General features: G+C 49.6%; 11 protein-coding genes. 8 read left to right on the top strand and 3 right to left on the bottom strand.

Annotation, left to right across the window (positions count from 1 at the left end; translation table 11 throughout):
• Positions 1-46: 46 nt before the first annotated feature.
• From nrdA to ubiG, 3 genes are all read right to left on the bottom strand, one after another.
• Positions 47-2,314 (bottom strand): class 1a ribonucleoside-diphosphate reductase subunit alpha, encoded by a 2,268-nt coding sequence (gene nrdA / locus L4174_RS10520; RefSeq protein ID WP_248140738.1) that lies wholly within the window; start codon positions 2,312-2,314, stop codon positions 47-49.
• 351 nt (positions 2,315-2,665) lie between these two features.
• On the bottom strand, positions 2,666-3,373 hold the full coding sequence (locus tag L4174_RS10515; protein WP_248141682.1) for an HAD family hydrolase: 708 nt from the start codon (positions 3,371-3,373) through the stop codon (positions 2,666-2,668).
• A gap of 162 nt (positions 3,374-3,535) precedes the next feature.
• Positions 3,536-4,246 (bottom strand): bifunctional 2-polyprenyl-6-hydroxyphenol methylase/3-demethylubiquinol 3-O-methyltransferase UbiG, encoded by a 711-nt coding sequence (ubiG, locus tag L4174_RS10510; RefSeq protein WP_248140736.1) that lies wholly within the window; start codon positions 4,244-4,246, stop codon positions 3,536-3,538.
• 337 nt (positions 4,247-4,583) lie between these two features.
• On the opposite strand from ubiG, the gene gyrA reads away from it, so the two are divergent.
• From gyrA to lapB, 8 genes are all read left to right on the top strand, one after another.
• Positions 4,584-7,238, top strand: coding sequence for a DNA topoisomerase (ATP-hydrolyzing) subunit A (gene gyrA, locus L4174_RS10505; protein ID WP_248140734.1), 2,655 nt, complete (start codon positions 4,584-4,586; stop codon positions 7,236-7,238).
• Positions 7,239-7,478: 240 nt separating this feature from the next.
• Positions 7,479-8,561 (top strand): 3-phosphoserine/phosphohydroxythreonine transaminase, encoded by a 1,083-nt coding sequence (gene serC, locus L4174_RS10500; protein WP_248140732.1) that lies wholly within the window; start codon positions 7,479-7,481, stop codon positions 8,559-8,561.
• A 334-nt stretch (positions 8,562-8,895) separates the two neighbouring features.
• A complete protein-coding gene (aroA, locus tag L4174_RS10495; RefSeq protein ID WP_248140730.1) occupies positions 8,896-10,182 on the top strand; it encodes a 3-phosphoshikimate 1-carboxyvinyltransferase in 1,287 nt (428 codons plus the stop codon).
• Positions 10,183-10,333: 151 nt separating this feature from the next.
• Complete coding sequence (cmk, locus tag L4174_RS10490; RefSeq protein ID WP_248140728.1) at positions 10,334-11,026, top strand: (d)CMP kinase; 693 nt, start codon at positions 10,334-10,336, stop codon at positions 11,024-11,026.
• A 93-nt stretch (positions 11,027-11,119) separates the two neighbouring features.
• On the top strand, positions 11,120-12,790 hold the full coding sequence (gene rpsA, locus L4174_RS10485) for a 30S ribosomal protein S1 (RefSeq protein ID WP_248140725.1): 1,671 nt from the start codon (positions 11,120-11,122) through the stop codon (positions 12,788-12,790).
• 74 nt (positions 12,791-12,864) lie between these two features.
• Positions 12,865-13,155 carry an integration host factor subunit beta gene (gene ihfB, locus L4174_RS10480; protein WP_248140723.1) on the top strand — a complete coding sequence of 97 codons (291 nt, stop codon included), beginning with the start codon at positions 12,865-12,867 and terminating at the stop codon, positions 13,153-13,155.
• A gap of 129 nt (positions 13,156-13,284) precedes the next feature.
• Entirely contained in the window at positions 13,285-13,572 is a 288-nt protein-coding gene (locus L4174_RS10475; RefSeq protein ID WP_248140721.1) for a LapA family protein, read from the top strand.
• A 7-nt stretch (positions 13,573-13,579) separates the two neighbouring features.
• Entirely contained in the window at positions 13,580-14,749 is a 1,170-nt protein-coding gene (gene lapB / locus L4174_RS10470) for a lipopolysaccharide assembly protein LapB (RefSeq protein ID WP_248140719.1), read from the top strand.

Here is a 14,749-nt window from a genome sequence, read left to right as displayed (position 1 = left end):
CCTCAACATCAAAGGGGAGCCGAAGCTCCCATTTGTTTTGTTAGTGTTAAATCTTGCAGCTGGTGCAGTCGTCTGCAGCGACATCGCCCTGCGCATCAGAAGCGCCATCACGGGTGTTGTGATAGTACAGGGTTTTGACACCGAGTTTATACGCTGTCAGCAGGTCCTTCAGCAAGAGTTTCATTGGCACTTTGCCGCCTGGCTGAATGCTCGGGTCATAATTGGTATTGGCAGAGATCGCCTGGTCGACGAATTTCTGCATGATACCGACCAGTTGCAGGTAGCCGTCATTGCTGCCAATGTTCCAAAGCAACTCGTAGTTGTCTTTGTATTTGTTGTACTCAGGTACCACCTGCTTCAGGATGCCGTCTTTGGATGCTTTGATGGAAACGAAACCACGTGGTGGTTCAATACCATTGGTCGCATTCGAGATCTGAGACGATGTCTCGGATGGCATCAGAGCAGACAGGGTGGAGTTGCGCAGGCCGTGAGTCATGATCTCTGAACGCAGCGCATCCCAGTCATAACGCAGTTCCTGAGCACAGATTTTATCCAGATCTTTCTTATAGGTATCAATCGGCAGGATACCTTTCGAATAGGTGGTTTCGTTGAACGCCGGGCATGCACCACGCTCTTTCGCCAGACCGACAGAAGCTTTCAGCAGGTAATATTGAATGGCTTCGAAAGCCTGATGCGTCAGGTTGTTCGCACTGCCGTCGGAGTAACGGACACCATGCTTCGCCAGATAGTAAGCGAAGTTAATCACACCCACACCCAGTGTACGGCGGTTCATGGTCGAACGACGGGCTGCCGGCAGCGGGTAGTCCTGATAATCCAGCAGGGCATCCAGTGCGCGAACAGTCAGATCGGCCAGTCCTTCCAGTTCATCCAGGTTTTCAATTGCACCCAGGTTGAAAGCAGACAGCGTACACAGCGCGATCTCACCGTTTTCATCTTCAACGTTGTTCAGTGGTTTGGTCGGCAGTGCGATTTCCAGACACAGGTTTGACTGGCGAATCGGCGCGACTGCCGGATCAAACGGGCTGTGCGTGTTACAGTGGTCCACGTTCTGGATGTAGATACGGCCCGTTGAAGCACGCTCCTGCATCAGCAGAGAGAACAGATCAATGGCTTTCACAGTCTGTTTCTTAATGCTGTCGTCCTGCTCGTATTTCACGTACAGGCGCTCGAACTCTTCCTGATCGGCGAAGAATGCATCGTACAGTCCCGGAACGTCAGAAGGAGAGAACAGGCTGATGTTGTCGCCTTTGATCAGACGGGTGTACATCAGTTTGTTGATCTGTACGCCGTAGTCCATGTGACGGACACGGTTCTCTTCAACACCACGGTTGTTCTTCAGAACCAGCAGTGATTCGACTTCACGGTGCCAGATTGGGTAGAACAGGGTTGCCGCACCGCCACGAACACCGCCTTGTGAGCAGCATTTGACCGCGGTCTGGAAATACTTGTAGAACGGAATACAACCGGTGTGGAATGCTTCGCCGCCACGAATTTCTGAACCCAGGGCGCGAATACGGCCTGCGTTGATACCGATACCGGCACGCTGAGACACGTAACGAACAATGGCGCTGGCCGTTGCGTTGATAGAATCCAGGCTGTCGTCACACTCGATCAGAACACAAGAGCTGAACTGACGGGTTGGTGTCCGCACACCAGACATGATTGGTGTCGGCAGTGAAACCTTGAACGTAGAAACGGCATCATAGAAGCGCTTGATGTAGTCCAGACGCGATTCTTTCGGGTACTTACTGAACAGGCAGGCAGCGATCATGACGTAAAGGAACTGGGCACTTTCGTAGATCTCGCCGCTGACACGGTTCTGAACCAGATATTTCCCTTCCAGCTGTTTTACAGCTGCGTAAGAGAAATTCATGTCACGCCAGTGATCGATAAAATCATCCATCACTGCAAATTCTTCTGGGGTGTAGTCTTCCAGCAGGTGCTTATCGTACTTGCCTTTATCGACCATGTTTGTGACATGGTTGAACAGTGTTGGTGGCTCAAACTGGCCATAGGCTTTCTTACGCAGGTGGAAGATAGCCAGGCGTGCTGCCAGGTACTGGTAATCAGGCGACTCTTCAGAAATCAGGTCAGCCGCTGCTTTGATGATGGTTTCATGAATGTCTTCGGTTTTAATCCCATCATAGAACTGGATGTGAGACTTCAGCTCAACCTGCGACACAGAAACATTCTCCAGGCCTTCAGCAGCCCAGGTAATGACACGGTGGATCTTGTCCAGATCGATGCGTTCTTTGCGCCCATCACGCTTGGTAACAGTTAGCTGTTGATTCATTTTTAATCGTTTTCCCAGTTTTCCCTGATTAATAGTGCTTTTTTTAAGGTTTTATTAAAAAAGTAAACAAAGTTTGTGATCTTCGTTACAGTTAAAATAATAGACCAAAACACTATATGTTGGGGTGTTAAGCCATGAGGCAAACAAGATAGTGATGAGCATCCGAATTTGCAAGCTGGTATTTTTTGACCGCTTGTGGATAACGTGGGGATGTAAAATGAATAGTCAGTACATACTAACCTATTTCATCAGACTTGCCAGTATCATAGAAAAATGCAAACAAAATCGGGTAAATTTTCCGGAAGGAAAAAAATTTTTTCCCTTGATTTTTCCCGATTTCCGTCTCTATTTTCAGGGGCAGTATGATTGATTAAAAAAGGCGCGTCCGTCACAATTTTGTTGCTCTAGGAGGTGGATCAAAGACTCAGGTTCTGGCAGGATCACGTCGGCTTGCCATAGGCTGGGATCATGCTCTTCTCCAATGTAGCCCCAGCCTGCGACAGCGCCAGGCATCCCTGCAGCCCGGGCTGCAATCATGTCCTTTTCGATATCACCGACGTACAGACAGTTTTCCGGCAGAACCTTCAAAAGCTCGCATGCATGCCATAGGGGTTCCGGGTGTGGCTTCGCTTTATCAAGGGTGTCACCGCAGACAATCACTTCCGTCTGGCAAAGTTCCGGAAAAAAGGGCAGGAGGCGCTGGGTGAGAAATCCAGGTTTGTTTGTCATTATTCCCCATGGGATCTCTTTCTCATTCAGATAACGTAAAAGCAATAAGATCCCATCGTAAGCTTTTGTTTCAAGACATATTTCACTGTGGTAATAGTCAAGAAATAACTTCCGGAGATGCAAGGGATCAAGATGATCCGGGATTGCCCCGAAACCTGCTTTGAGTAAGCCATTCGCACCATAGCTAGTGTTTGCCTGAATTTGCATTGGTGTCAGCGGCTGAATCTGGTGATCAGCCAGAACTCTGTTGGCTGCACGGGCCATATCCGGAGCCGTATCAAGCAGCGTTCCGTCCAGATCAAAAAGTACGGCATGAAGTTGAATGTCCAGCATCGGCAGGTTCCTTTGCTCCGGAATGATCAGAGAGATGACTTAAGCTTATCAGGAAACTGAATCATTTGAGCCGTTGTACAGAAAATGGAGTGAGGTGTGAAAAGTCAGGTATCAACAGCCAGACGAGTGTCTACCCGGCTGGCTGATGGCTGCTGCGTTTTATTCAGGTTTGGTGGTGTGCAGGATGTAGTTTACATCGACATTGCGACCCAGCTTATAAGTGTCGGTGAGCGGGTTGTAGTGAAGACCCGTGATGTGACGGTCCTCTAATTCGGTCAGATCGACCATCGCCATGAGCTCTGACGGACGAATAAACTTTTTGTGATCGTGCGTGCCTTTTGGCACCAGTTTCATCACTTGCTCTGCACCCACAATCGCAAACAGATACGACTTGATGTTCCGGTTCAGAGTTGAAAAGAACACATGCCCGCCCGGTTTGATCAGTTTTGCGCAGGATGCGATCACTGATGCCGGATCTGGGACATGCTCCAGCATTTCCATGCAGGTGACGACGTCGTAAGTTCCTTCGTTCTGTTCTGCATGTTCTTCAACTGTTTGCTGGATGTAGTCCAGCTTGGTGCCGGTTTCCAGTGCATGCAGGCGGGCAACAGTCAGTGGTTCTTTGCCCATGTCCAGTCCGGTCACCAGAGCGCCTTCTCTGGCCATGCTTTCCGCCAGAATACCGCCGCCACAGCCGACATCGAGCACTTTCTTACCAAACAGACCACCGGCATGGTCGATCACATAGTTGAGGCGCAGCGGGTTAATCTGGTGCAGGGGCTTAAACTCGCCCTCCAGATCCCACCAGCGGGATGCCATGTCTTCGAATTTACTGATTTCTGCCGGGTCGACATTTAACTGCTTGGTCATTATTGCTCGCCATTTCCTTTGATGTCAGAGCGGGCATTATAACGAAAGCCGTCTGACTTGAAATCCTTGATTATGAATCCTGAGCCCGGAACTCGTTGTGGATGAAGGGATTGGTGACTTCTTCACCGGTGTTGTTTGGTGTGGGTGAAAATCAAACAATTTCGGGTGGGGAATCCGTCAGTTGTCAGGATGCAGACGGGGAAGTTTATCTTCAATTCGCAAAATTACTCACAAGAAAGGCGCCGAAAGGTGTGCCTATTAAGTGGGAAATATGCTATATTCCCGCACCTTGCACGTATAAAAATACGACAGAATCTACCTGAGGGATAGTGGCTCCATGAGCGATCTTGCAAAAGAGATCACGCCGGTAAACATTGAAGAGGAGCTGAAAGGCTCATATCTCGACTACGCGATGTCTGTCATCGTGGGTCGTGCTCTTCCTGATGTGCGTGATGGCCTGAAGCCGGTGCATCGCCGCGTACTATTCGCGATGAATGTACTGGGCAATGACTGGAACAAACCATACAAAAAATCTGCCCGTGTTGTGGGCGACGTGATCGGTAAATATCACCCTCATGGTGATAGTGCGGTATACGACACCATTGTTCGTATGGCGCAGCCTTTCTCCCTTCGTTATATGCTGGTCGACGGCCAGGGCAACTTCGGTTCCATTGACGGCGACTCCGCTGCGGCAATGCGTTATACCGAAGTGCGGATGAGCAAAATTGCTCACGAACTGCTGGCGGATCTGGATAAAGAAACTGTCGACTATGTTGACAACTACGACGGTACAGAGCGTATTCCTGCGGTTCTGCCGACTAAAGTTCCTAACCTGCTGGTCAACGGTGCGTCCGGTATTGCCGTAGGTATGGCGACCAACATTCCACCGCATAACTTGGGTGAAGTGATTGACGGCTGTCTGGCTTACATGGACAACGACCAGATCACGATTGACCAGCTGCTGGATTACATTCCGGGTCCGGATTTTCCGACTGCGGCACAGATCAGTGGTCGTAAAGGAATCATTGACGCCTATAAAACCGGCCGCGGCAAAATCTACATGCGCTCGAAGGCGGACATTGAAACTGACAAGAATGGTAAAGAGACCATTGTTGTTACCGAAATTCCGTATCAGGTCAATAAAGCGCGATTGATTGAGAAAATCGCCGAGCTGGTAAAAGAGAAGAAAGTCGAGGGCATCAGTGCACTGCGTGACGAGTCTGACAAAGACGGGATGCGCATTGTGATTGAGTGCCGTCGTGATGCAGTGGGCGAGGTTGTCCTGAATAACCTGTACGCACAGACTCAGCTGCAGACCACTTTCGGTATCAACATGGTGGCGCTGGATAAAAATGGCCAGCCGAAGCTGTTTAACCTGAAAGAAATGCTGGAAAGCTTCGTTAACCACCGTCGTGAAGTGGTGACCCGCCGGACTATTTTCGAACTGCGTAAAGCCCGTGAGCGCGCGCATATTCTGGAAGGTCTGGCGATTGCGCTGGTGAATATCGATGAGATTATCGAGTTGGTCCGGAACGCCGCGACGCCACAGATTGCCCGTGAAGGTCTACTGGCTCGTTCATGGGAACTGGGTAACGTTGCAGCCATGCTGGAACGTGCTGGTGTTGATGCGGCACGTCCTGAGTGGTTAGCAGAGGATTTGGGTGTTCGCGACGGTCGGTACTATCTGACTGAGCAGCAGGCTCAGGCGATTCTGGATCTGCGTCTGCACAAACTGACCGGTCTGGAACACGAGAAGATTCTGGACGAGTACAAAGGTCTGCTGACACAGATCGAAGAACTGATGCTGATCCTGAGCAGTGCCGAGCGTCTGATGGAAGTCATCCGCGAAGAACTGGAGCTGGTGAGAGAGCAGTTTAACGATGTACGCCGGACTGAAATTACCGCAGCCAGCCATGATATCGACCTGGAAGATCTGATCAGTCAGGAAGACGTTGTGGTTACTCTGTCGCACCATGGTTATGTGAAATATCAGCTGCTGGCTGACTATGAAGCACAGCGTCGTGGCGGTAAAGGCCGTGCGGCAACGCGAATGAAAGATGAAGACTTCATTGAGCGTCTGCTGGTTGCCAATACGCACGATACGATTCTGTGTTTCTCAAGTCGTGGCCGGATGTACTGGCTGAAAGTATATCAGCTGCCTCAGGCCAGCCGGACAGCCCGTGGTAAGCCGATTGTGAACATTCTGCCGCTGGAAGAGAACGAGCGTATTACCGCCATTCTGCCAGTCAAAGAATATGAAGAAGACAAGTTCATCTTCATGGCAACGGCTGACGGAACCGTGAAGAAAACACCACTGACTGATTTCAGTCGTCCTCGCAGTGCCGGTATCATTGCCGTGAACCTGCGTGACGGTGACTCACTGATTGGTGTGGACATCACTGACAGCCAGAACGACATCATGCTGTTCTCAGCAGCAGGTAAAGTTGTTCGCTTCTCTGAAGAGCAGGTACGTGGCATGGGCCGTACGGCGGCAGGTGTTCGCGGTATCAAGCTGGCAGAAGACGATAAAGTTGTTTCGCTGATTGTGCCTCACAATGAGGGTGATGTGCTGACCGTAACTGAAAATGGTTATGGTAAGCGGACCGATCTGGCAGAGTATCCGGCGAAGAGCCGTGCGACACAGGGTGTGGTCTCAATCAAAGTCTCTGAGCGAAACGGTTCTGTGGTTGGGGCTGTTCAGGTGCAGGATGGTGATGAATTTATGATGATCACCAATGCCGGCACACTGGTTCGTACCCGTGTGGCTGAAGTCAGCCGCGTGGGCCGTAATACGCAGGGTGTGACGCTGATTCGTACTGCGGAAGACGAGCAGGTTGTTGGTCTGCAACGCATTGAAGAACCAGAAGAAGATGATTTGCCTTTCAGTGAAGGTGAAATGTCTGAAGGTGAAGCATCAGGTGAAGCGAATGCCGCAACTGATGAAACGCCACCGGCATCTGAGGATGATGCGGAAGAAAGCAGCGAAGATTAATTTTCGCTGACGGAACAGAAAACGCAGCCTCAGAGCTGCGTTTTTTTATAACATTTTTTTAGCAAAATACGGTCTTTCATCTTAATTCAGCCTTCAGCGGGCTTTTTTTGTCGTTTGCGCAACAAAAAAGGTTTTCAGTAAAGGGCGAAAGGTGTAAAAAATCAGGACGAAGATCGGATGATTGGTGCTGCCAACAACCTGATCATGTCATTTTTGCAAAGCAGGAGCATGTTTCTCATCATGGATAAGGTCTATAACTTTTGTGCCGGTCCGGCAATGATGCCAGCAGAGGTTTTGAAAAAAGCCCAACAGGAATTGGTGAACTGGAATGGTCTGGGAACTTCCGTCATGGAAATCAGCCATCGCAGTAAAGACTTTATCGCAGTTGCTGAGCAATCCGAACGCGACTTGCGGGATTTGCTGAACATTCCTGATAACTACCATGTGCTTTTCTGCCATGGCGGTGCAAGAGCGCAGTTTGCGGCAGTTCCAATGAACCTGCTGGGAGATGCTGAGCGCGCAGATTATATCGACGGCGGTTACTGGGCACATAGTGCGATTGAAGAAGCGAAAAAGTACTGTCAGCCAAACATCGTTTCGATTGCTTGTGAACGTGACGGGAAGACAGCTGTCCTTCCAGCCGGTGAGTGGCCATTGTCAGACGATGCTGCTTACGTTCATTTCTGCCCGAATGAAACAATCGATGGTATTGAGATCCGTGACCTGCCTCAGACGGACAAGCCAATCGTGGCAGATATGTCTTCTACCATTCTCTCGCGCAAGATTGATGTGTCCCAGTACGGTGTGATTTACGCCGGTGCTCAGAAAAATATTGGTCCTGCCGGTCTGACGATTGTAATCGTACGTGATGACTTGCTGGGTAAAGCAAAACAGATTTTGCCAAGTATCCTGGACTATAAAGTTCTGGCGGAAAAAGACTCGATGTTTAATACACCACCGACCTTTGCCTGGTATCTGGCTGGCGAAGTATTCAAATGGCTGAAGGGCATTGGTGGCGTGGAAGCGATGCAGGCCCGGAATGAAGCCAAAGCAAAGGTGTTGTACGACTTTATCGACCAGTCTGATTTCTATCGGAACGAAGTGCACCCGGATAACCGTTCTTTGATGAATGTGCCGTTTCAGTTGAAGAACCCTGAGCTGGACAAAGCATTTTTGCAGCAGGCGGATGCGGTAGGTCTGAAGGCGCTGGCGGGTCACCGTGTGGTCGGGGGGATGCGAGCATCCATTTATAATGCGATGCCAATTCAAGGTGTCCAGGCTCTGGTTGATTTTATGGCTGAATTTGAGCGTGAAAATGCCTGATTGTGTCCAGGTCTGAATCTCTCTAAGCCGCCTTTTGGGGCGGCTTTTGTTTTTTTAGCAATAAAAGACTGTTTTTGGGAGAAGTTGTAGCGGGATATTATCGCTTTATTCACCAGTAGGATGTGACATCGGGATGTCCTGTCAGGCCAGCTGAATTGAGAAGTCTGCGCCTGAAGAGACAGTGGAATACCTGCTGCCAGTGCTGTGTAAGAGCATGATGGATTGGGTGTCAGCGCAGGCTGGATGTGGAGATGATGTGTTTTACTCTGGCATCACCCAGAAATATTCGCTACTCTGCAAAAACGCAAATACAACAGGACAGATAAAACACCCAATGGAGAGTTTAACCTTACAGCCAATTCAGCGTATTGATGGAGAAGTGAACCTGCCTGGTTCCAAAAGTGTGTCGAACCGTGCATTGCTGCTGGCTGCGCTGGCGAAAGGCACAACTCGCCTCACGAATCTGCTCGACAGTGATGATATTCGTCACATGCTCAATGCGCTCACAAAACTGGGCGTGACTTATCAGCTTTCAGAAGACAAGACCGTATGTGAAGTGCAGGGATTAGGCCAGGCTTTCCATACTCCAGAATCGCTTGAGTTGTTTTTAGGCAACGCAGGCACTGCGATGCGCCCCCTCGCTGCTGCATTGTGCCTGGGTGCGGGTGAGTACGTACTGACTGGCGAACCGCGAATGAAAGAGCGTCCGATCGGGCATCTGGTCGAAGCACTTCAGAGTGCGGGTGCGGAAGTGACTTATCTTGAAAATGAAGGTTTCCCACCGCTGCGCATCCAGGGAACCGGCCTCAAAGGCGGTGAAGTTGAGATTGACGGGTCGATTTCCAGTCAGTTTCTGACGGCTTTCCTGATGAGCGCACCTTTGGCATCTGGCGACACTGTGATTCAAATTAAAGGTGAGCTGGTTTCCAAGCCGTACATCGATATTACGCTGCACATCATGGCGCAGTTTGGCGTTTCGGTTGAAAACGATAACTATCAACGCTTTATCGTGAAAGGTGGTCAGCAATACCAATCACCGGGCGATTTCCTGGTGGAAGGGGATGCATCCTCAGCATCTTACTTCCTGGCTGCTGCAGCGATTAAAGGCGGTGAAGTCAAAGTGACGGGAATTGGGAAATCCAGTATTCAGGGAGATACCCAGTTTGCTGAAGCTCTGGCTGCAATGGGAGCTGAGATCGAATGGGGTGAAGATTACGTCATTGCCCGCCGCGGCAGTTTGCATGGCGTAGACATGGACTTCAACCATATCCCGGATGCAGCTATGACGATTGCAACCACCGCGCTGTTTGCTGAAGGAACAACGGCGATTCGCAACGTCTATAACTGGCGCGTGAAGGAAACGGATCGTCTGTCCGCGATGGCGACAGAATTGCGTAAAGTTGGTGCGATCGTCGAAGAAGGCGAGGATTACATCATCATTACCCCGCCGGCACAGCTCCGGCATGCTGCTATCGATACTTATGATGATCACCGGATGGCGATGTGTTTCTCGCTGGTGGCAATGAGTCAGGATACACCAGTCACAATCAATGATCCGAAGTGTACATCCAAAACCTTCCCGGATTATTTCGAGAAACTGGCCTCACTCAGCCACGAATAATTGATAATTGATGCGCTGACGATTCACCCGGCCTGAATGCCGGGTGAATTTTTTCCGCGACTTGAAGTGCCTCTGAGTCAAAATTACCGTATAATACGGCCCGCGTTAAAACAGCAACTTTGCTGAAGGTTAAACAAATTCGGAGAATTCTATGTCTACAAACGCGCCAGTGATCACTGTTGATGGGCCAAGTGGAGCCGGTAAAGGAACACTTTGCATGCTGTTAGCAGAAAAGCTGGGCTGGAATTTACTGGACTCCGGTGCTATCTACCGTGTACTGGCACTGGCAGCAATTCATCATGGCGTAGAACTGGACTCTGAAGACGTTTTAGTTCCCCTGGCTGCTCATCTTGATGTGCAGTTTCTTGCTGAGGGTGAACTGGTCAGGGTGATTCTGGAAGGTGAGGATGTCTCATCAACCTTGCGTACCGAAGAAGTCGGAAATGCGGCATCAAAAGTCGCGGCTTTACCCCGTGTCCGTGAAGCATTGCTTCGTCGTCAGCGTGCATTCAGTGGCGAACCGGGTCTGGTCGCAGACGGCCGGGACATGGGGACCGTTGTCTTTCCGGGTGCCGAAGTGAAAATTTTCCTGGATGCGAGCGCTGAGGAACGCGCCAAGCGTCGCATGAACCAGTTGCAACAAAAAGGCTTAAGTGTTAACTTTGATAGTCTTTTAAGCGAAATTCAGGAACGTGATGATCGCGACCGCAACCGAGCGGTAGCACCATTGCGTCCCGCAGCAGATGCTTTAGTGCTAGACTCTACGCATCTGTCGATTGAGCAGGTGACCCAACAGGCCCTGGCTCATATTGAAGAAAAATTGTCGGCTGCGAAATCAGCCTGATGGTATGTCGGTGTCAAGGATTGATAACTGACTTTATTTTCAACCCCATGCGGTAGGATACCCATGGTTGTTCATATACTGAAGATTATTTAAATGACTGAATCTTTTGCTCAACTCTTTGAAGAGTCTCTGAAAGAAATCGAAACACGCCCTGGCGCGATCGTTAAAGGTACTGTAGTTGCCATTGAGAACGGTTTCGTTCTGGTTGACGCTGGCCTGAAATCTGAGTCAGCTATTCCTGCTGAGCAGTTCAAAAATGCTGCTGGTGAGCTGGAAATCGAAGTTGGCGTTGAAGTTGACGTAGCTCTGGACGCGATTGAAGACGGTTTCGGTGAAACTCAACTTTCTCGTGAGAAAGCGAAGCGTCACGAAGCTTGGATCCAGCTTGAGAAAGCTTACGAAGATGCTGAAACCGTTATTGGTATCATCAACGGTAAAGTTAAAGGTGGCTTCACTGTTGAGCTGAACGGCATTCGTGCGTTCCTGCCTGGTTCTCTGGTTGACGTTCGTCCAGTACGTGACACTGCTCACCTGGAAGGCAAAGAGCTAGAGTTCAAAGTTATCAAGCTGGACCAGAAGCGCAACAACGTTGTTGTTTCTCGTCGTGCTGTTATCGAGTCTGAAAACAGCGTTGAGCGTGATGAGCTGCTGGCTTCTCTGCAAGAAGGCATGGAAGTTAAAGGTATCGTTAAGAACCTGACCGACTACGGTGCATTCGTAGATCTGGGCGGTGTTGACGGCCTGCTGCACATCACTGACATGGCTTGGAAACGCGTTAAGCATCCATCAGAAATCGTTAATGTTGGTGACGAAATCAACGTTAAAGTTCTGAAGTTCGACCGTGAGCGTACTCGTGTATCTCTGGGTCTGAAGCAACTGGGTGAAGATCCATGGGTTGCTATCGCTAAGCGTTACCCAGAAGGCACTAAGCTGTCTGGTCGCGTAACTAACCTGACTGACTACGGCTGCTTCGTTGAAATCGAAGAAGGCGTTGAAGGTCTGGTACACGTGTCTGAAATGGACTGGACCAACAAGAACATCCACCCATCTAAAGTGGTTAACGTGGGTGACGAAGTTGAAGTTATGGTTCTGGACATCGACGAAGAGCGTCGTCGCATCAGCCTGGGTCTGAAGCAATGTAAATCTAACCCATGGCAGCAGTTCGCTGAAGCGCAAGCTAAAGGCGACCGCGTAACTGGTAAGATCAAGTCTATCACTGACTTCGGTATCTTCATCGGTCTGGACGGCGGCATCGACGGTCTGGTTCACCTGTCTGACATTTCTTGGAATGTTGCAGGCGAAGACGCAGTTCGTGACTTCAAGAAAGGCGACGAGATCTCTGCAGTTGTTCTGGCTGTTGACGCTGAGCGTGAGCGTATTTCTCTGGGCATCAAGCAAATCGAAGAAGACCCGTTCAACGGCTTCGTTGCAATGAACAAGAAAGGCACTCTGGTTAACGGTAAAGTAATTGCTGTTGACACGAAAGGCGCAACTATTGAGCTGGCTGAAGGCGTAGAAGGTTACCTGCGTGCATCTGAAGCTTCTCGTGACCGCGTAGAAGACGCGACTCTGATCCTGTCTGAAGGTGATATGGTTGAAGCGAAGTTCACCGGTGTTGACCGTAAGAACCGCGTAATCAACCTGTCTGTACGTGCGAAAGACGAAGATGAAGAGCAAGAAGCAATGGCTAGCCTGAACCAGCAAGATGATGCTGCGTTCGGTAGCGCTATGGCTGACGCGTTCAAAGCTGCTAAAGGCGAATAATTTGCCCCAAGGGGGAAGTATTTTCCCCCTTAACGGTTATACTATTGAGAAACATACTAAAAAACGGGGTGATTATGACGAAGTCTGAATTGATCGAAAGGCTCTGCAGCCAACAAACACATCTTTCTGCGAAACAAGTAGAAGATGCGATCAAGGAAATCCTTGAGCATATGGCCACAACCCTTGCTGAAGGGGACCGTATTGAAATCCGTGGCTTTGGTAGTTTCTCTTTGCATTATCGCGCACCGCGCGTTGGCCGTAATCCAAAAACTGGGGATAAGGTCGAGCTGGACGGCAAGTACGTTCCTCACTTTAAACCAGGTAAAGAGTTGCGTGATCGCGTGAATACGCCGAATGCAGGATAATCGTATTTAGCACAAGAAAACGGCATGCTGTAAGTATGCCGTTTTTTTATGTCTGTTGATCATGGTCTGATGAGTCGTTTTACTGCATAATCTAGCCATCAAGTTTTTGATCTAGTGAGAGGATTCACGATGAAAATAGTAGGCATTATTATTCTGATAGCGTGCTTTTTGATTACGCTGGCATTAGGTGCACAGAATCAGGTGATGGTTGACTTCGATTTTCTGATTGCCAAGGGACAGTTTCAGTTATCTACGCTTTTAGGTGTCACCTTTGGAATCGGCTTTGCGATTGGCTGGCTGATTTGTGGTTCAATGTACCTGAAAGCCCGCTTTACAAAAAACCGCTTAACGAAAAAAGTCGCCAAGCAAGAAAAAGAACTAGAACAGCTGCGTTCTGCAGAGACCGCCAAGGAATAATTATTTCATGCTAGAGCTGTTGTTTCTGTTACTGCCGATTGCCGCAGCATATGGCTGGTATATGGGTAACAGAAGCGCGAGTAATAAGCGGCAGGAAAAGTCACATCATATGTCACGTCAGTACGTGACCGGTTTGAACCTGCTGCTGTCTGATCAATCTGATAAAGCTGTCGACCTGTTCATTGAACTTTTACAGGTTGACAGTGAAACGATAGATACACATCTTGCCCTGGGGAACTTGTTCCGAAGCCGGGGCGAGGTTGATCGTGCGATACGCATCCACCAGAATCTGATTGCCCGCCCCAACCTGACTATTGACCAGAGAAACCTTGCTTTGCAGCAGTTGGCCAAAGACTATATGGCCGCCGGCTTTTTTGACCGGGCAGAAAAAATCTTTGAGCAGTTGCTGGATGAGCCCGATCATCGGGAAGGTGCTTTGCAGCAACTGTTAACGATTTACCAGCAAACCCGTGAGTGGGATCGTGCTATTGAGATGGCGACCCAGCTGGTGAAAATGGGCAAACATAAGCTCCGTCATGATATCGCTCACTTCTGGTGTGAACAGGCGATGCTGGAGCTGAGTACTCAGAATCCGGATAAAGCAAAGCAATTACTCAAGAAAGCCTTATCAGCTGACAAAAACTGTGTTCGCGCATCGATTAGCATGGCGCGAATTCTGATGGCAGAAAAAAATTATAAATCGGCTGCCCAGCAACTGGAGCGGGTGACCGAGCAAGATGTAGATTACATCAGTGAAACCCTGCCTATGCTGCTTGAGTGCTATGAAGCAACTCAAAATGAAAGCGGCTGGATTCAGTATCTGCGCCACTGTGTTGACAATAATGCTGGTGCGACCGCAGAACTGATGCTGGCAGATGAAATTGCCCGTCATGAAGGCGCCGTGATGGCTCAGACTTTTATGACGCGCCAGCTCGTCAAGAATCCAACCATGAAAGGTTTCTATCAGCTGATGGATTACCATTTGGATGAAGCTGAAGAAGGCCGGGCAAAAGACAGTTTATCGACATTGCGCGGCCTGGTGGGCGAGCAGTTAAAAATGAAGCCTCATTACCGCTGCGGGAAATGTGGGTTTGAAAGCCATTCGCTGTACTGGCAGTGTCCGTCCTGTAAAGGGTGGGGGGCCGTCAAGCCCATCCGCGGTCTGGACGGGGAATAA

The organism is Photobacterium sp. CCB-ST2H9 (genome assembly GCF_023151555.2).
Classification (GTDB): Bacteria; Pseudomonadota; Gammaproteobacteria; order Enterobacterales; family Vibrionaceae; genus Photobacterium.
This window is presented reverse-complemented; position numbering and strand designations above follow the sequence as displayed.